Here is a 19,116-nt window from a genome sequence, read left to right on the forward strand (position 1 = left end):
TCTAGGCACGTGGGCTTTTTTGTCTGCGCCGCGCAAGGCCATCAGCAAGCTAGGCGCAGTCAGTCAAGCGCAAAAAAAGCATCGCCGCAGCCACCACTTGTGCTGCGCAGCATGCGGGTGTAGTTCAATGGTAGAACGCTAGCTTCCCAAGCTCGATACGCGAGTTCGATTCTCGTCACCCGCTCCAATTCCAGTTTTCGGATAGTCTCGCAAAACCCCAGATAGCCACCCTTCTCCCTATGAAGCGTGGCTTTTTTGTTGCCTTTCCATCTCGCAAAGACTCGCTGTATTGCCCCAGTCTTTTCTGCGCAGGTCACGCAGCTAAAGCATAAGCCTCAGCGGAAATTGTCGTACCTGGCGCCTGATGCAGATGCTGGTGGTTGTATGAGCCAATTCAGTCAGCAATCCCCCGACTGACCGCGCACGTTGTAGGATTTTGACGGCTCTCACTTGCTGCGGCTCCATGGCCAGACAGGAGCGGCTGGCTGCGGCGCTTGGCAGACCACTTGAGCATGGTCGTACCAGATAAATTCTGGGCCGTTATCGCAGCGTATACAGATTGGTTTACCGCGCCATTCAATGATTGGACCCCATACGCGCGTGACCCGCTCTGCGGGCAAATACAAGTCCATCGACCCCATCCGATGATACCGGTAGCCGTGCCCAGTCGATCGGTCCGGCAGTCGTGATTGCTGCGTGGCTTGAATCTCCAGATTGTGACAATCCCACTTCTATTGGCCGCAGTTGTGCCGGGAAATGGCCGCCGACTCAATGCCCTGCGCGCATTCGATTGCGCTCTCTGCAATTACGAGTTGTTAACAATAACGATTTGTATTTTGATTTATCTTAACTGATGCTGTTGTGCCATTGCCCAACATGCGTGATTAGGAGTTCACATGCAAGACAAGTTGGCATCCTTGGAAAATCTGCTGCACACGCGCTGGTCGCAGGCGCTCGTTACGCCTGCATTCAAAACCCAAGGGGTCACGCTTGGGCAACTGCAAGCCGCCTTGGAGTTCGCCCGCGTACGCAGCCTGCAGCGGCTGATGCAAGCGCTGCTGCGCGAAGGCTTGATCGCGGCATCTGATGGGCACTCCAGCATTGGTGCCGGCACCATCTTCACGCTGCCTGAGCACACACGGGTTCGCTTCGAGTACCTGAGGCCGGGCGGGATGAACAGCTGGGATTTGCGCGGTCAGGTCTTTTGGCAAGCTGCTGGCCAAGCCGAACAGCCACTGCGCTGGCCTTCCCAGCTGCTGGCAGTGATGGGCCCGTCCTTGATACAACAGCCCTGCCCCCAGGCCGTCGAGCGCCTGTCCCTGGAGTTGGACGACAGCCTGATCAATGACTCGCTGTGCCTGGCCTACCACGGCTGTTGGTCACAAGCACTCTCACAGCAGTTTGGCAGAGGCAAGCTGCTCGCGGGCCTCCAGCAAATGGACGGGAGCAGCAATCCCACTTTATTGCTTGAACAATGGGGTACTTTGGGCCATCCCTGGCACCCTAACTACAAGACCAAACTCGGCCCGACTGTGGCCCAGGTGATCTACTACTCGCCGGAATTTGCCGCCCGCATCGAGGTGCGCCTGTGCGCTTTGCATCGCAGTCGCAGCCACATTGAGGCGATGCCAGGCACAGACGATTACGGGCGATGGTGGAGCCAGCACTTTCCCCAGTCGGCCAGCGCGCTGCACATCTATCTGGCCAGCCTGGGCCTGAACAGTGCCGACTACCTGCCATTGCCTGTTCACCCGTGGCAGGCTGAGGACACACTGCCCAAACAATTCTCCAAGGAAATCGCTGATCGGCTGCTGGTGATGACCGATATCACCGCCTTTGAGGCTGCGCCCACCATGTCGTTGCGCACGGTTGTGCCCAACGCCAGCCGCACCGCACCAATGGTCAAGCTGCCTGTTTCCATGCGCCTGACAACCGCGCAACGCACCGTCTCGCCCCGTTCGGTGCGCATGGGCCCACGCGTGAGCGGGCTATTGATGGAGATTCTTGCGCGTGCGCCTGACATCGCATCTCGCCTGGACATCATCCCCGAACGGTTAGGCCTGCATTACCTGCCAGCCACACCGGATGATGATCTCGCACGCCATCTGAGCGTGCTGTACCGGGACAATCCGTGCAGCCGCCTTCACGCAGGTGAGACAGCCATTCCAGTGGGCAGTCTTTTTGCGACTGACCAAGACCAGCATCCACTGCTATGCCAATGGATTCAGCTCGCAGCGGGTGCAGACGATGGCGCTGCGATGCTCGATTTCTTTGAGCGCTATACCCGCATCGCCGTACCCGCCTTGCTCGGCCTTTACCTCCAATACGGCATTGCATTCGAAGCACACCAGCAAAACAGCTTCATGGTCATGGATGCCCTTGGCCGACCGAATCGCTTGCTGATGCGCGACTTCGGCGATATCCGCATCCACCGCGCCAGTCTGCATGCACAGGGTTTGGACCTGGACCTCTACGATCCCCACATGACGCTGCTGGACGACGACAACGTCGTGCGCGACAAGCTATTGCACACGAGCTTCATGTGCCATTTGGGCGAGCTGGTACTGCTGTGTGCACGCCATTGGCAGGTTCCCGAAGCAGCTCTGTGGCGCATGCTGGCTGACCAGGTGGTGCAATGCTTTACCGACCTCCAGGGCCATGTAGCACCCAGCCGCTGGCAACAGGAGCGCCACGCGTTGCTAGAAGCCGACTGGCCAGCCAAAGCCATGCTGCGCATGCGCTTGGCGGACTGCCAGGAGGACATCGTTGGACGGCTGGGCAATCCGCTACGAGCGGTGGCCTGATGCACGTCCATGACCGCGCCTTGTACCTGCTGATCGCCATCCAGCTGCTGGCCATGGGGGCGATGGAGATGAGTGGCCCATTCTGGCCGCTGCAGATCCAGGCACTGCTTGGCCAGCCGGCGCCCGGCCTGACCGCCCTGCTCTCGTCGGCGGTGTACGCGGGCCCAATGCTCGCAGCAATGCTGCTGGCCCCATTGTGGGGGCGGCTTGGCGATCGCAACGGCTACAAACCCATGCTGCTGCGCGCGCTGCTGGCGCTGGCGCTGTGCCAAGGGCTGGCAGCCGTCGTCAGCAATGCCTGGGGCTTGGTGGCAGTGCGGGTGGCCCAAGGCGCACTGGCGGGTTTTCTGGCCGCAGCCCAGGCCTACGCTTTGTTCTGGTGCGCCAGCGGCGCGCGCGGGCGCACGCTGGCGCTGCTGCAGACCGTCACCGCCATCGGCTCACTGCTGGGGCCACTGCTGGGCGGCTGGTTGATCGACACCTCAGGCTTCAGCCTGCTGTGCTTGAGCGCTGCCGCCATGTGTCTGGTCTGCGCTGCAGCAGCGCTATGGCTGCCCAAAGATACGCCGGGCGCTAGCGCGCACCCACACAGCGCGCGCACCATTGCGCCCAAACGCTGGCTGGCCAGCTTGCTGCTGGTCATTGTGCTGATTCAAACGGCCAAGATGATGCCCCAGCCGTTTTACGCGCTCTACCTCACCGAAGTGCTGCAGGCTCCAGCTTGGCTGATTGGTGCGACCTACGCCGCCAGCGCACTCACCCTGGCGCTTTCAGCGCCACTATGGGGGCACTTGTTTGACCACTGGCAGCCAGCACACAGCCTGCGCGTCATCGAGTCGGTGGCTTGGCTCAGTTGCGCCACCTTGGCAGCGGCTGCCCTTGCCCAAGGCTGGCAGAGCTTTCTGGTCACCCGCTTGCTGTGGGGGCTTTGGCAAGGGGCTTTGTTGCCAATGGCCTTCATGCTGATCGCCCGCACCGTCTCACCATCCCAGCACGGTTATGCGCTGGGCCTGGGCCACAGTGCAGCCAAAGCCGGTGCACTGCTGGGAATCTTGCTGGGTGGCGCAGCCATGCTCGCCAATGGCCTTGCACATGCATTCTGGTTTGTTGCGCTGGCCTATCTATGCGCGGCACTGTGCATAGGCCAACTGCGCCGCAGCGCCAGAGCCAACGCGTCATTGTTTTCAACCTCCTCCTCTCAACTTTAAATTTAAAGCCCTGACTCCAATGCAATTTTCTCGATTCTCACTACTGATCTGCCTGCCTGCCACATTCGCATCCAGCACCTGGGCCCAGGCCTTAGAAGACGATGACGCGGCCCTGCTGCCAGCCGTGGTCGTTACAGCCAACCGCGTTGAGACCACCATTGCGTCCATCCCTGGGACGGTGCAAGTCATTGATGAGGAGCAAATACGCAGCCAAAGCGGGGCCGGGCGGCGTCTGGCGGATATCCTGGACCAACTCGTGCCTGGGATGGCGCCCTCGAGCGGCGGCATGAGCAACTTTGGCCAAACCTTGCGGGGCCGCAGCGTGCTGGTCTTGATTGACGGCGTATCGCAAAACGGCATCCGTGACACCGCCCGCCAGCTCAACAGCATTTCGCCAGACAGCATCGAGCGCATTGAAGTGCTCTCGGGCGCCAACAGCATCTACGGTGCTGGTGCTGCTGGCGGCATCATCAACATCATTACCAAACGCAACCAAGGGCAAGAGCTGGCGTTCACCAGCAAACTGGGCACTACGGCCAGTAACCGTTTCAAAGGCAGCGGCTTCGCCTACGAAGGCTTTCAAAGCGCCACGGGCCGCAAAGGGCCGCTCGACTGGTACGTCTCTGGCGCCTACACGCAGCGCAATGACCAGTTCGATGGCCGCGGCAGGCGCATAGCGCAGGACACCTCTCAGGGCTCGAACATGGACACCGACACCTACGATTTGCAGGGCCGCTTCGGTTACCAGCTCGATGACAGCAAGCGCCTCACCCTGGGGCTGCAAAATTACCGTGACAAACAAAACACCGCCTATACCAAAGATCCAAATAACCCCGATGAAGCAGTGGCGGTAAGAGGCCTGCGACTGGACGACCAGCCGGCAACCCAGAACCGCGCAATCAACCTCAATTTCACTGACCAGGATTTCTTTGGCCAAGGCCTGAACATCGAGAGTTACTGGCGCAAGTCCGAAGCCCTGTTCTTCCCCGATGTGGCCCGCGGTCTTGCAGGCATTGCAGCCACCGACAGCAGCACCACCGTCTACGGCATACGCACGGCGATTGACACCGCCTTGCCAGCCATTGGCGCGGCCACTGGCAACCTGGTATGGGGCGCTGACTTAAGCCAGGAAGTGGGCCGCCAACGCGCCCACCACTATGCAGTAGATGGCCTCAATTACAACAGAACGGGCATCATCTACGAGCTCGGCCCAGATCTGAAAACAAGCACGCGTGCGCTGTTCGCACAAACCGCCTGGGAATGGGGCCCGTGGACGCTGCGCGGCGGCATTCGCCAAGAGTGGATTCAAAGCAAGGTCCAAGACAGCATCGCCTATGGCGAGATCGTACTGACTGGCAACCGCGCGATCCTGCCCGGCGGCACACTCAAGTACGACGCCACGCTCTACAACCTCGGCGCGGTCTACCAGCTGAACGAGCAGCAAAATGTCTTTGCCAATTTCAGCCAAGGTTTTTCATTGCCCGATATCCAGCGTTTTTTGCGCGACGTCAGCAGCGACTACAACATCCATAACCTCAATACACAAGCACTCAAGGTCGACAGTTATGAAATCGGTTGGCGTGGCGACTGGTATCCGGTGCAGGCCCAGGTGGCCGCCTACCTCAACACCTCGGATGTGACCCAGTTCTACGATGCTGAAGAGCGGGCGCTGCGCCTGATCAGCCAGAAGGAGCGGGTGCGCGGTGTCGAGGGCAGCCTCAACTGGTACGTCAACACCCGCTGGTCACTCGGCGGCTCCTATGCTTGGACAAAAGGCCAAACCCAGCAAAACGGCCAGTGGATTCATCTGCCGGCAACCCGCATTTCCCCGGCCAAGACGACCCTATTCACGACCTACCAGCAATCCAACTACAGTGTGCGCCTGCAGGCTCTGCAATTGGCCAATTACACGGCTGCACTCAATGATGGCAATGGCCGCAGAACAGACGGCTATACCTTGTTCGACCTGATCGCCAGCATTGAATTGCCCCAAGGCCGCCTGGAGGGCAGCATCCACAACCTGACAAACCGCAACTACCAGGCGCTGATGATGCAGGCCAGTGGCAGGCCGCCTATCCCCAATGCCCAGGGCCGCACTTTCGGTTTGGCTTACACGCTGGATTGGTGAGCGCCGCCGCTACCAACCTGGCTGGCCCGGGAAAATAAAAATGCACGAATGGGCAAAAGCAGCCCCTTCGTGCATCGCAATGCAGCGTTATGCAATCGATAGACCGCACTAGGCCGGCTCTCAAGCCGCCATGGCATCGCCACCGCTGAGGTTGTGGGTTCGCTCGCCTTCGAGGCGCTTAATGCACCAGCTCCCCTGCCGCCAGTCGCGCAGCGATGCTGTCCAGCACAGGGCCCAGTTCAGCGACCGAGTCGACCACGTAGTGGGCACCGGCACCGCGCAGCTTGGCCTCGGCTGTCGCGCGACGCGCGGCCTGCTCGTCCGGTGTCAACGCCTGCCACTCAGCCAGCGACAATCCCATGGCGTTGCCGCTCACCGAGACGCCCACCGTCCACGTCCCTGCATTGAGCCCCTCTTGAATGCCAAACTCCGTGTCATCCACCTTGACCACGGTGGCTGGGTGACAAATCCCCAATTCAGCGAAACAGCGCCACATCATCAATGGCGAAGGTCGCCCGGTGGCCAAATCGCCGGCACAAACCAGGTTGTCGGGCACATAGCCGCCTTTGGCGGCAATCGCTGCGACCACCTCCATGATGGCTCGGTTATAGCCAGTGGTCGATCCCACTTTGAGGCCACGTGCGCGAATCGCTGCAACCGCCTCGAGTGCACCAGGTATGAAGTCGGCAAAATCCGGCACTACAGCAGCATTCAAGGGCGTGAACACGTCGTAGAGTCGGTCGACATCAGCGTCTGTCACAGGGCGGCCGTACTTGGCCTGCCACTGCGCCGTCACCTCTGGCAGACTGCCAAGGGCCCTGATGTGGTCCCATTTGGCCAGTCCCATCGGCCCACGCGCTTGCGCAATGCTGAGGGTGATGCCGAACTGCTCGAACAGCCGCACAAAGGCGCCCATGGGGGCGCAAGAGCCAAAATCCAAAATAGTGCCAGCCCAATCGAAAACGACCGCACTCAAACGATCAGCTTGGGTGTAAACGGCGGGGGAGGCCAGAGGGGCGATACGCGTCATGTGTGAACAATCAAAAGGAAGGAAAAAGAATTACCATGCGCCAAACACGTCCTCGGCGATGCCGAATGCGGTGCTTGCGCCAGTGCCGCTGGTGACAAGCACCACCCGCGTGGCAGCATCGGGCCTGTCAATCAAACAGTCGGTGTCGGCTGAAGAGGGATAGGTGCCAACCCAGCGCTGCGTGACCGTGGCCTCGCGCAGCTGCAGCGTCTCGCGCAGATGGCGCAAGATCAGCGCGTCCACCTGCTCGTTGGCAAAAGGCTCCAACACTGCGCCGTAGTGGTGCGAATCCCCCACCACCAACGATCCGTCAGCGCTTTGCACCACGATCAAGTGGATGCCATGCTGGAGCGATTGCGCATCCTCGCGGCGAATTTGCTCAAGCAGCGGCGCAGCCTCAGGCAATTGGCTATAGCCGTGGTAGCGCACCAGGCTCAAATCACCCATGACCGAGCCTGGCAGCCGAAAGCCTGGCTCCGGTTGCACGCGCAGCATCTGCAATTGGCACAGGCGCAGCGCATGGGGCGCCAACCGTTCGGCGAACAAGCCATGCAGCTCGGTATTCGTGCAGACCACCACGCGATCTGCATATAAGGTAGCGCGCGCTGTGCGCACGCGCGGTGTAGCCACTTCCAGCACGGCCTCGCCAAAACGAAATACGACGCCATGGACCTCAGCCAACCAGCGTGTCAACTGAGCGATGGCGCTGCGAGACTCAACCCGCATCTCATGTGGGCTGTAAAGCACGCTTTGCGCGCGGGCCAGTTGCAAGGCAGGCGCACGGCGTGCGGCCTCGTCGGTATCCAATAGCTCGCAATCAGCGCCCATTTCGGTGCGCATAAACGCTTCAAGCACTGCGTGGGCCTGCGGCCTACAAGCCCTCAGATAGAGTCCGTGGTGCAAAACCGGGATTCCGGCCTGTGGCGCGATCTCGCCCCACACCTGGCGTGCGCGCCTAGCGCGGCGCCAGGTGTCGCCTGCGGCCTGACCGGTCACAGTCACAAAACCGAAATTGCGAATCGAGGCGCCTACGCATGCAGCGTCACGCTCCAGCACGCAGACTTTCAATCCGCGCCGAGCAGCGGTGTAAGCATGGGCCAAGCCGACGATGCCGGCACCGACCACCAACAGGTCAAAATGGCTAGGGTTGGAATAGTTCATGAATAAGCAATCTATGGACAGGTGCCTCAAGCGGTCATGGCTTGAGCAACTGCGCCGATGAAATTACGACCGCGAGGCCCAGTCAAGGCATGCTCCAGCATCTGCTGGGCCTCAATCTGGCTGACCCCGTAATCGGCGAACTGGGTGGGCACTCCCAGGCTTTGGAGAAAGGCAGCCAGCCTAGCTGGCGCAGCATTGAGCGGCCCCAGCGCCTGCTCCAGCACGGCATCGCGCCTGGCATCGTGCCCCACGGCGCAAGCCAGCACCAGCGGCAGAGGGAATGCACAGGCAATCCCGTGTGGCAGCCCGTAACGCAACGTCATCTCGTAAGAGATAGAGTGCGCCAGCGCGGTACGGGTGTTGGAGAATGCCATTCCCGCCTTGAGCGCGGCCAAGGCCATGCGGGCGCGCAAATCCAGCTCGCCCAACGCCCCCATCAACGCTGGCAGCGTGGCCAAGACTTCGTGGACTGCAGCCACCGCAAAGGTGTCGGAGACAGGGTTGGCATTGACGTTCCAGATCGCCTCCAGGGCATGGGAGAGTGCATCCAGGCCGCTGTGCAACGTGACCGAGGCAGGCAACGTCAGCATCAGCTGCGGGTCGATCAGCGCAAAGTCAGGCCAGGTTTGCGGCAGGTGCAAGGAGTACTTCTTCTGGGCCTGCTGGTCCCAGACCGTAGCCCAAGGTGTCACCTCGCTGCCAGTGCCTGCGGTGGTCGGAATCGCAATCAGCGGCTTGGTAGAAACGGGCGTGAAGCCCTGCCCCGCTTCCAAGGCCTTGATAAGGGTCGCAAAAGCACCATCGGCACTGCCCACCATCAGCACCTTGGCGGTATCGATGGCGCTGCCACCACCCAATGCAACCACCAACTCGGTGCGCTCGGGCTGTGACCAGAAGGCTTCGTATTGCGCACGCAGCTCACGCACGTCTGGGTTAGCGCGCACATCGTCAATCACCTCAACCAGCGTATCGCCCAGCAGCTCTTCCATGCGCGCCACCAGTCCCAGCTCGCGCGCTTGCGGGAAAGTCACCAGCGTAGTGCGACGGCCCGCAACCAGCGATGGCAAGCGCGCCAACACGCCTGCGCCATACAGACTGTGCACAGGATTGAAATAGGTGTGGGTCATTGCAGCTCCCCGCTTGCACCAGCGTGGGTAAATAATAGATCGAATACATCGGAGTTGCGCAACCGCCGATTGGCCAAACTGGCCTGTGATGGACAGTGCAAAAGGCGCCGTCTCTTGTGCTTGCACAGGCTGCCGTGCGAGCGCAGTGGCACATCCAACGCGTTGCGACCATGCTCGGCCGCGCCGCTACCAATCACAGTCAGATGGTCGCCTTGCACCACTGAACTGCCAAAACGGTCGGTAGGTAGCCCTAAGCGCTGCGCGCGCGTAAGTACCTGGGCCACGCCAGGCAAGCTGGCGCGCTCATCAGAGTCGGTCATGGGCAGGGTCACGCGTGCGTTACTGGCACCCATGCAGGCATAGCTGCGCCCATTGGCCTGCAGCATGCGTTTTAAATTGGCCATTTGAAAATTACCTTGAGAGAAACTACACGGGCAGCTCAGCGCCCGTTGCAAGCCTGAGAGCCTGTTTACGATGTACTCGCAGACGCGCAAGACACACCAAGCACGCTGCTTTGTGAAAAGCCCTCGCCGGACTGGTAGCCCGACGGCAGATTTGCCGCACACCATGTCTTTTTTGGCTCCAACGCGGTCTGCGCAAAGCGCGTAAACAGGTGCTTAGATAAAGCGTTTGCGTACATTGGCAGAGACCAGATCGATCAGCGAAACCGTGACGACCAGGATCAGCAGCACAGCGGCGGTTTGGCCATACTGAAAGCTGCGGATCACCTCATAGAGAACCACGCCGATGCCACCAGCGCCCACCATGCCCACGACCGAGGCTGAACGCACATTGGACTCGAAGCGGTACAGCGTGAAGCTCAGCCACAATGGCAGCACTTGCGGAATGACACCATGCACCACTTCCACCAAGCGGTGTGCACCGGTTGCCCGGATGCCTTCCACAGGGCGTGGATCGATGGCCTCCACGGCCTCGGAAAACAGCTTAGCCAGCGTACCCGTGGTGTGAATGGCCAGCGCCAGTACACCAGCGAAAGGACCAAGACCAACAGCCACAATGAACAGCATGGCAAACACCATTTCGTTAATGGCACGACAGGCATCCATCAGCCGGCGCATCGGCTGGTAAACCCAAGCTGGGGCCACGTTGGAGGCGCACAGCAGCCCTGCAGGCACGGCAGCCACCAAAGCCAGTACGGTGCCCCAGATCGCAATGTGCACCGTGACCACCATTTCTTTGGCATACAAGCGCCAGTCCTTGAAGTCAGGCGGAAAAAAATCGCTGGCGTAAGTGCCGATATTGCCTGCGTCACGCCACAGGTCATGGGGTCTGATCTCTGCGCCGCGCCAAGCCCATACCAGCACAATCAGCACTACCGCCCAGCCAAAATAGTGCGGCCAGCCCTGGCGCTGTGATGCTGCACGGGCCTGCAACTGCTCAAGGGCGCTATGGCTAGGAACCTGGCCTTGAAAAACCGGACCACTCATGGCTTGAGCTCCGCCAGTTTGGCGTCAATCTCGGTGAGCTGCTTGGTACGCTCTGCAGCTGCAAGCCCAGTGTCATGCTCAATCTTGCTGCGCTCTTTGTGCAGCTCCAACTGGCGAATGGGGATTAACTGGTCGTTGTTTGAGGCGCGAAAACCTCCATAACTGTAAATATTCTGAAGAATGGCCTTTTCCTGCTCATCCGTCTTGGCGTAGTTCACAACAAAGTTCTTTATTGTGGCTTTCACCGCCGGATCCAAATCGGTGCGCCAAACAAATGGATCACTAGGGATCAGCGGGCTCTCCCACAGCACTCTGAGTTGCTTGGCCAGCTCAGGCTTGGCGGCTTTGAGCTTGTCGATTTCTTCGGTATTGTTGATGGCTACATCGACTTGCTTGGCCAACACAGCTTGGATATTGGCACCGTGGCTCGCACTGCGGGCGGTCTTGAAGGCCGTGCGGTAGTCCACCTTGTTCTGAGAAAACAAGTAGAAACTGGGCACCAAGAAACCAGAGGTGGAGTTCGGGTCACCAAGGCCGAAATTCAGCGACTTGGCATGCTTGAGCACATCATCCCAAGATTGCAGCTGGCTGTCGTCACGTGTGATCAACAGGCTCTTGTAGCCAAAGCTACCGTCTGCATACATGACCTGGGCAAACACTTCACCATTGGCCCGGTCGACGGCCTCCATCGCCGCTTTGTTGCCATACCAAGCTACTTGAATCTTGTTAAAGCGCATGGCCTCGATCACGCCCGCATAGTCAGGCGCGTAAAAAGAGGTGATCGTAAGACCGGTTTTCTTCTCCATATCCTGGAAAAACGGCTCCCAGCGCTCACGCTGGGCAGAGGCGGAGTCAGTGGCAATAATGCCGAAGTTGATCTGCTGCGCTTGAGCGCAGGCTGCAAAGACCGCCAAAGCGGCAGTAGCAAGAGTGCGGAGCTTGAACATGGGTGTTTCCGTCAAGTTAAAAGTCTGCTGTCAGGCAGAGTAAAGCGACAAAGACGCGCGTACCGTCATGCAGCGAGCGCCATCGGATGGGCCGTGGTGTGCGGCAGGTCCGTGCCAGGTTCGTGCAAGAGATCTGCCGCGGCAGTGCCATACAGCTGTTGTAGAAAGGCCGGCGTGAGGGCACTGGAGGCGCCGTCGAACACCAATGCCCCGTCACGCAGCGCTACCACGCGGTCGCAATAGCGCTGCGCCAGTGCCACATGGTGCAAGCTCACAACCAGCGTCATACCGGCATCGCGGTTGAGTGCCGCCAGATGCTCCATCACACGGTGTGTCGATTGCGGATCCAGTGACGCTACTGGCTCGTCGGCCAGTACCAATTCAGCACCTTGGACCAACACGCGGGCAATCGCAGCACGCTGTTGTTGGCCACCCGACAACGTTGAGGCACGTTGGAATGCCTGCTGCGCCAGTCCAATGCCACTCAGGGCATCCAGTGCACGGGCGCGGTCTTCAAGCCGGTAGGCTCCAGCCAGCGCCCGCCATAGGGGAGCCTCACCAGCCAAGCCAGTCATGACGTTGTGCATCACGCTCAGTCGGCCCACCAAGTTGAACTGCTGAAAAATCACGCCAATACGTCTGCGCAGCGCTCGAATCTCCGGGCTCACACGGCCATTGGTTTGCAACAGCTGCCCGAACGCTTCGATGCGACCGCCATCGGCATCGGTGGTCTCCAAACCGCACAGGCAACGAATCAATGTGGACTTGCCAGAGCCGGAGGCGCCCAACAAAGCCACGCGCTCGCCACGCCGCACTTGCAATGACACATCGCGCAAGGCCCTATGGCTGCCGAAGCGGCGGCTGACAGATTGCGCACTCAAAACGATGGAGTTCATAAAAAAAAAATGGGCTTGACTACCATGGCAGCGCAGCCTTTAGCAATTGGGATGGAGGCAGTATGTGAGACCAATTTGACAGTTCCATGTCATCACAAGCCCAACAATCAATTCATTGCATACAAGTTTTTTCAATTAACTATATATAAAATCTATAGTTTTAAAACTCCATTGGCAGCCCACGATGCGACTGACCCAATTGCGCTCCTTCCATGCCGTAGCGACCAACGGCAACTTCACCGCTGCGGCCAAAAGCCTGCATGTCAGCCAGCCCACGGTCACCACCCAAGTCGCCCAGCTTGAGACGCTGTACAACGTTGAGCTGTTTCACCGCGTCGGACGCCGTGCGGTACCGACTGAGATGGGCGAGCGCTTGCTGGCGCTGTCGCGTCAGATATTTGGCTTAGAGGGCGAGGCGGTGCAGTTGCTGCGTGAGTCCGGTCAGTTGCGCAGTGGGCACCTGCGGGTCGCCGCAGTCGGCCCCTCGCATGTCACCCGCATGCTGGTATCGTTCCACCAGCAGTACCCTGGCATCAAGGTCTCAGTCAGCACCGGCAACTCGCAAGAAGTACTGGAGCGGCTCGCGGACTACCGTGCCGATGTCGGCGTACTGGCGCAACTCGCGCATGATGAGCGGTTTGTGTCATGGCCTTATAGCGAACACGGAGTCGCAATCATCTGCTCAGCACAACACCGCTTCGCACAGCGGCGCAGCATCACGCTGGCCGAACTAGAAGGCGAGCGACTGATTCTGCGCGAGCCCGGCTCGACCACCCGCACAGCGCTAGAGCGCGCGCTGCAAACCGCCGGTGTGTCACCGCAGGTAGTCATGGAAATCGCCAGTCGGGAGATCATCCGCGAAGCGGTGCTACAAAACGTCGGCCTGGCGGCCGTCTCTGAGGTCGAGTTTGTCCCGGGCCCAGGCCTGCGCTCGGTACGCATCCATGGTGCGCACGTTCGCACATACGCCCATGTGGTGTGCTTGGCCGAGCGGCAGGAAAGCGCCCTGGTGCGCGCGTTCGTGCACTGCGCGCATAAGACACGACCGCCAGCACAAGGCCAGTAGCTGCCGCAAGCCCAGCGAGCCAATCCATGCCCGGCGCTTGCCCACTTGCGCGTCGCAACCAAGCGCATCGCGCGCCTGCTCAGCAACCGATGCCGCCGCGCGATACACACGGGCATGGCCAAAGATGACAGAAACGTAATGGCCGAGTCATCGACCTGTGGGTGGCCAAGCACTACATTGCAATCCTTCGCCTTCAACCCCTTTGAACGTCAAGGACAACCCATGCTATCCAAACCACTCTATACCGCCATGCTACTGCTCGCCTTGGCATCAGCCAGCGCCAGCGCACAATCATCCAACACAGGTCTTAGCCGTGCCGAAGTCCAGGCCGATTTGCTGGCCTGGCAGCAGTCAGGTCTTGCTGCACTGTATCGCCAGGAAAGCGGACCTGACATGGCCAGTCCTGAGTACCAGCAAGCCTTCGAGCGCTACTTGCAACTGCGCCCGGGCGCCAGCTACCGCGCCCAGGCACAGGCCCAGCCCAAGGCCCAAGCCCCGTTAACGAGGGCGCAAGTTCAAGCCGATTTGGACAACTGGAGAAAAGCGGGGATGGATGAATTCAGCCGCAGCAACAGCACCCCTAGCTTTGAGAGTGCGGAATACAGACAGGCGTATGAGAAATACCTGCGCTTGACTGAAGCGCAGGCCGAGTAACACGCTTGCTAAAAGGCTGGGCTGGGCTGGCCGGGCTATCGCAATGCTGACAAAGCTCGGGCAACTCACCACCAAGCTGCCAAAGCGCATGCCAAGAGCACGAGCGCTTGCGTCACAAGCGCCAAAGCACCCCGCTGGTGTGGCATCGATACCGCCAGGCAATGCAGCACCAGCGGGCAATCTGCGCCAGATGCAAAGTGGCCCGCTTCACAATGGCCCATGCCCACAAAAAACCTCCTCACAGGGGCGCAGCACGCCCGTCTCTCCCACCGGTGCGCGAGCCGCTGCAGCGATTGACGCCAACGACCCAAACACGCGCTTGCTGTCCAGTGGCAGTTAAAGCTCGCAATGGGCCTGCTCGCCCACAATCGCTATGAGATGCCCAGTCTTATGCACTGGCTCACCTGCCCTGCCCAGCTGGGCAAAACCTGTGACACTTAGCCCGTCAGCGGGATGTATGCGCGCAGCCAAGCGCAAGGCCGCGCTGCAGCAATCGAAGCTGTGATTGCGCAGGCCAATGGCTTGGCCCACACCTTGCGTTGCGCCTCTCACGCAGGTTTCGCGCTGGTATTGCAACCGCCAACGCCTTTGCCAAGGCGACATCACGACAGCCATTGGGCAGCTACCACGTGTCTGAGGTTGACGGGCATGGTATCGGCCTGGTATCGACCTAAGTGCACGGTCAATAAACTGAACTCACCACCACCTGCATCAGCCACCTGCGCTAAAGTCCTGCCAACGCCAGCCTGTCGAGCCAAGGCGAGAGCCGGTTGGGCTTGACTCGACTGCGCTTGAATCATGCACACAACCATACCAACTGCGCCATGCACAAGAACAAAGCGACCCTCATCGGTCTGATCGCCATTTTGCTGTGGAGCTCCATAGTCGGCCTGATTCGCGGTGTCAGCGAAAGTTTTGGCGCAGTAGGCGGAGCGGCGCTGATTTACTCCGTGGCCTCGGTGTTTCTGGTGTGCTCCGTTGGGATGACCAAGGTGCGCGAATTCTCCCGCGCCTATCTGATCTGGGGCAGTCTGCTGTTTGTGGCCTACGAGTTGTGCCTGGCGCTGTCGATTGGCTATGCTCGCACCAGCAGACAGGCCATCGAAGTGGGCATGGTCAACTACCTATGGCCGACCTTAACGATGGTGGCTGCGATTATTTTCAACCAGCAACGCAGCAATGCGCTGATCTTCCCCGGCTTTGCTCTGTCCATGGCTGGCATTGGCTGGATTCTGGGTGGTGAACAAGGCTTCGATTTGCCAGGGATGTGGGCCAATCTCCAGGACAACCCACTCAGCTACGGCCTGGCATTGGCTGGCGCCTTGATCTGGGCCGCCTATTGCACCGTAACGGCCCGCATGGCCAACGGCAAAAATGGCGTGACACTTTTTTTCATGCTGGTTGCACTGGTACTGTGGGCCAAATACTTGCTGATGGATGGCGGCGGTACGCTGAACTTCAACCTGCGCTCTACCCTCTACCTGGCGCTGGCAGCTGGTGCGATGGGCTTTGGTTATGCGGCCTGGAACGTGGGTATTTTGCATGGCAACGTCACCATTTTGGCGGGTGCGTCCTACTTCATTCCGGTGCTCTCCGCCGCTTTGGCCGCCGCTTTGCTGCGCACGCCGCTATCGCAGGCATTTTGGCAGGGCGCGGCGATGGTATGTGCTGGCTCGGTGCTATGCTGGCTGGCGACGCAATCGGTGAAAAAGCCGACTTTAAAAGGCTGAGGCAACTGCCGGTGAGATTGCGCGCCTGCGCGCGGATGCACCACTAAAGCGCCTATCACGCTTTAGTGGTTAGTTTGCTTACAGTTTATTTTTGCACTCGAAATCCTGGTAAATCGTCTCGTCTACCTTTTTCCAATCGGCGCCTGGCAATTCGCTCTCACACACCTTCTCGCCGGTTTTTTCATTGACAAACCAGTAGTACATGCTGGGTTGCGCTGAAACGAAAGTAGCAGCTGCCAACGCAGCGATCGCAATCAATTTTTTCATTTTCAATACTCCTAATGGATAGCGTTGGCCAACCCAAAATGGCGCTGGCCATTGCAGGTTGGCTCCCAATTTACTTGATCAGACTCTCGCCGACCACTTTCAGCAGGTTTCGCCCTTGTGCCACGATGGCTGTGCGATAGCCCTCAAATTTCTCATCAGTAATGGCGTTGTCATCGCGCACTCCCCCACCCGCTTCAGGATTGCCATCGAAATAATAGTTCATCACTGGAATATGGATATGGCCAGCAGGAATGTCACGCCCCATCAAGTCCCTCAGCAAGGTATTGCGGTAAGCGGACTCATTAGAGAGATAGTCACCGCCACCGCCACTGCGTGAGCACCATGAAGGATCAGGGTCCTGAACCGTTTCAGGCGCTGGCATCTTGTTCACAATGCCATGCCAAGGCTGGGTTGCAGTGATGGTGCTGGCGCAATCTGGAAAATAGTTGTAATTGGTATGCCACGTCACATCAAAACCTTCGGTGCCCTCGCTGGTTGCACCCAATGGACGGGTCACGCCTGCTTGCGTATTGGCCAGCAGCATCATTTCATGCGGCAATGTGGCCTTGCTGAATTGGGGCGGATTGTCTTTTATCCATTGTGAAGCGGTATCGATGCCATACCAGCGCTCTGGCGTGACCGTATTGCAACCTGAACCAACCTCTGAAATGGGGGCTGCGCCTGGCGTAGTGAGCGTTCCCAAGGGCAGCATGACCTGCGGCAGACGAGTGCCCGATGGGCAGAAAACTTGGCCGTCGTTGCCTGCAGAAGAGCCATGAAAGCGGCCGTTGTATTCCTCAAGCCAGAAAATGTTCCGACCGCCCTGGCTCATGCTGATTGAGGCGTCCAGTTGCTTGGGACCTGGTTTCATCCAAGGCCCGACCGTGTCCTCCTGCATCCCTTTGATAAAGGGGCCGTAGGAGACTGGCAAAATATATGCTTGGACATACATTTTCGAGCCATCAGACAGTGGGATGACCTGCCCGTCCATCTCCAGCGCCGTCGCCCCTGAAGGGTTGCCGTTACGCAAGCCGGTGTTAGGCACACCTGGCACACCCAGAGTGAAAACATCAAAGCCACTGACCAACATGCGGCGCACGTTGGTGCCCTCAGGAAAGTCAATATCGGTTTGGCCCCTGGAGGCACGCTCAAACTCCCATTGCAAGGCCTCTTGCTGCTCTGCCGTCGGTGCCCATTCTGGCGCCCATTGGCGCAAGATCTTGGTCATCTGCGTACGGGTCCAGTACAGCATCCGATCATCGCTGCGCGGCAAGGTTTCGGTGGCTTTGAGTTGTCGCGCACCCTGCACCCGGTCCACGGCTGCACGCCACAGCTGCGTACCGCTGGCTTTCACCAGCTCCAATGCCGCATCAAAATCTGCCGCTTCGGTTTCACCCAAGTCATTGCACAGTTTTTTGGCAAATTCAGGTGCAAAGTCCTCGAATCCGGCGCCTTCAATAATGCGTGTGGCGAACGGGGCCTGATTCTGCCCGACCACATTGGCCCCTGTGAACGGCAGCGGTGTCTCCAGGCGCCGCTCTTCATAGCTAAGCTGGACGCTGGTATCCCATTGACAACTGGCTTTGCCGGGTATGTCAACGCCGCCATCATCACTGCCGCCTCCGCATGCGGAAAGAACAGCAACGGACAGGGCCGTTAAAAGCATTGGTGTTGTTTTTTTCATGGATCAAATGTCTCCTGAGTTGAACACGTGGTAACCGATGGCATAAGACGTTCAACAACCTACAGGCGATCTGAGATACCACCGCAAAAATGGCCATCTTTAACCGCTAAAGTTGTTGAACACTTACACACTTCCACTGAACAGCGATCGCAAAATTTATGCCATGGGGAATTCATGCGATCGACATGCAAGCCCTCTATCGCCGATAAAAACCACTTTCGTTGCAGCTTCAGGCCCTCGCGTCAAATACATAAACAATTGTTTTTGCTTATGATTTTGACATCATTCATCTTATGGATTCGACTTTGCCAAGTGAGGTTCTGATGTGGTGCAGCAACTGAATCGAAACGCACTATTTTGGTTGAACAATAGTAAATATATGAATCAACAGTTGAATCATGATTTCATAACGATTAATAGTTAATCCCTAATTACCCTATGTTGCCTTGGCAGAGAATTTGTGGAAAGAATGTCAATGTTCAACAAAATATCAGGCGTGCTGACCCATTCAAGGCCATCAGACTGTGCGCTTTGACCTGGCTCAGCCAGCATTTGTGATGCCGACCGCTTGGACGAACCAAGGGGGCTACTGGGCATCTTCCAATGGCGTTGTGGACGGTCGGTGCGAGTGGGGATTGTGGGAGTGGGAGGGCTGAGTCAAACACCGCAGCGACTGGCCGCCAGTGCACGGCAGCCACTGCCTTGTTGCAACTGCGTGCGCGGTCGATTCAGGCTGCTGACTCCACCGGACCAACCGAAGGGGTGCGGTTGAAGCCCAGGCGCTAAACCGCAGGGGTTACGACAGGTACGGCCAGGTTTTACAACGGCGTATCCAGGGTGGTGTTTGCTGCTCTAGGCAAGGGGTTGTGGGCCACCTCGTTCGCCTGTGCAAAGCGTCTCAGAGGCGAAAAAGTGGCGATTCCCAAAGCCCTGTTCGAGGCGATCGGCCCGCCATGTCTGCCTCAA

The 19,116-nt window shown here is 58.9% G+C and carries 15 protein-coding genes and 1 tRNA gene; 7 read left to right on the forward strand and 9 right to left on the reverse strand.

The features are described 5' to 3' along the window. The first annotated feature begins 113 nt into the window (after positions 1-113). From E8K88_RS04160 to E8K88_RS04180, 4 genes are all read left to right on the forward strand, one after another. Positions 114-187, forward strand: a tRNA-Gly gene (locus tag E8K88_RS04160). Positions 188-896: 709 nt separating this feature from the next. Further along, on the forward strand, positions 897-2,804 hold the full coding sequence (locus E8K88_RS04170; protein WP_136405397.1) for an IucA/IucC family protein: 1,908 nt from the start codon (positions 897-899) through the stop codon (positions 2,802-2,804). Further along, positions 2,804-4,012 carry an MFS transporter gene (locus tag E8K88_RS04175; protein WP_136405398.1) on the forward strand — a complete coding sequence of 403 codons (1,209 nt, stop codon included), beginning with the start codon at positions 2,804-2,806 and terminating at the stop codon, positions 4,010-4,012. The genes E8K88_RS04170 and E8K88_RS04175 overlap by 1 nt, the downstream gene beginning before the upstream one ends. Positions 4,013-4,031: 19 nt before the next feature. Next, positions 4,032-6,140, forward strand: a complete 2,109-nt coding sequence (locus E8K88_RS04180; protein WP_136405399.1) for a TonB-dependent receptor — start codon at positions 4,032-4,034, stop codon at positions 6,138-6,140. 178 nt (positions 6,141-6,318) lie between these two features. Here E8K88_RS04180 and phnX read toward each other — a convergent pair whose 3' ends face one another. The 7 genes from phnX to phnC form a co-directional block, all read right to left on the reverse strand. Beyond that, positions 6,319-7,170, reverse strand: a complete 852-nt coding sequence (gene phnX / locus E8K88_RS04185) for a phosphonoacetaldehyde hydrolase (RefSeq protein WP_136405400.1) — start codon at positions 7,168-7,170, stop codon at positions 6,319-6,321. Positions 7,171-7,200: 30 nt separating this feature from the next. Beyond that, positions 7,201-8,331, reverse strand: coding sequence for a TIGR03364 family FAD-dependent oxidoreductase (locus E8K88_RS04190; protein WP_136405401.1), 1,131 nt, complete (start codon positions 8,329-8,331; stop codon positions 7,201-7,203). Positions 8,332-8,357: 26 nt separating this feature from the next. After that, a complete protein-coding gene (gene psrA / locus E8K88_RS04195) occupies positions 8,358-9,458 on the reverse strand; it encodes an iron-containing alcohol dehydrogenase PsrA (protein ID WP_136405402.1) in 1,101 nt (366 codons plus the stop codon). Continuing rightward, the gene (locus E8K88_RS04200) at positions 9,455-9,862 is read right to left on the reverse strand and encodes a hypothetical protein (RefSeq protein ID WP_136405403.1); all 408 of its coding nucleotides are present in this window, start codon (positions 9,860-9,862) and stop codon (positions 9,455-9,457) included. Before E8K88_RS04200 ends, psrA begins: the two co-directional genes overlap by 4 nt. A gap of 213 nt (positions 9,863-10,075) precedes the next feature. Further along, positions 10,076-10,906, reverse strand: a complete 831-nt coding sequence (phnE, locus tag E8K88_RS04205) for a phosphonate ABC transporter, permease protein PhnE (protein WP_136405404.1) — start codon at positions 10,904-10,906, stop codon at positions 10,076-10,078. Continuing rightward, positions 10,903-11,853 carry a phosphonate ABC transporter substrate-binding protein gene (gene phnD / locus E8K88_RS04210; protein WP_136405405.1) on the reverse strand — a complete coding sequence of 317 codons (951 nt, stop codon included), beginning with the start codon at positions 11,851-11,853 and terminating at the stop codon, positions 10,903-10,905. Before phnD ends, phnE begins: the two co-directional genes overlap by 4 nt. 65 nt (positions 11,854-11,918) lie before the next feature. Continuing rightward, positions 11,919-12,749, reverse strand: a complete 831-nt coding sequence (phnC, locus tag E8K88_RS04215) for a phosphonate ABC transporter ATP-binding protein (RefSeq protein WP_136405406.1) — start codon at positions 12,747-12,749, stop codon at positions 11,919-11,921. A 184-nt stretch (positions 12,750-12,933) separates the two neighbouring features. Between phnC and E8K88_RS04220 the strand changes: the two genes are divergently transcribed. From E8K88_RS04220 to yddG, 3 genes are all read left to right on the forward strand, one after another. Continuing rightward, entirely contained in the window at positions 12,934-13,815 is an 882-nt protein-coding gene (locus E8K88_RS04220) for a LysR substrate-binding domain-containing protein (RefSeq protein ID WP_136405407.1), read from the forward strand. A gap of 222 nt (positions 13,816-14,037) precedes the next feature. Continuing rightward, complete coding sequence (locus tag E8K88_RS04225) at positions 14,038-14,469, forward strand: DUF4148 domain-containing protein (protein WP_168797243.1); 432 nt, start codon at positions 14,038-14,040, stop codon at positions 14,467-14,469. An 824-nt stretch (positions 14,470-15,293) separates the two neighbouring features. Further along, positions 15,294-16,199 (forward strand): aromatic amino acid DMT transporter YddG, encoded by a 906-nt coding sequence (yddG, locus tag E8K88_RS04230; protein ID WP_136405409.1) that lies wholly within the window; start codon positions 15,294-15,296, stop codon positions 16,197-16,199. A 78-nt stretch (positions 16,200-16,277) separates the two neighbouring features. Here the strand turns inward: yddG and E8K88_RS04235 are convergent, their stop codons facing one another. Together E8K88_RS04235 and E8K88_RS04240 are read right to left on the reverse strand one after the other, a co-directional pair. Further along, positions 16,278-16,466 (reverse strand): hypothetical protein, encoded by a 189-nt coding sequence (locus E8K88_RS04235; protein WP_136405410.1) that lies wholly within the window; start codon positions 16,464-16,466, stop codon positions 16,278-16,280. Between the two features lie 70 nt (positions 16,467-16,536). After that, the gene (locus E8K88_RS04240; protein WP_240754312.1) at positions 16,537-18,150 is read right to left on the reverse strand and encodes a hypothetical protein; all 1,614 of its coding nucleotides are present in this window, start codon (positions 18,148-18,150) and stop codon (positions 16,537-16,539) included. Between the last annotated feature and the right edge of the window lie 966 nt (positions 18,151-19,116).

This window comes from Lampropedia aestuarii, assembly GCF_004803635.1.
GTDB classification, from domain to species: Bacteria; Pseudomonadota; Gammaproteobacteria; order Burkholderiales; family Burkholderiaceae_C; genus Lampropedia; species Lampropedia aestuarii.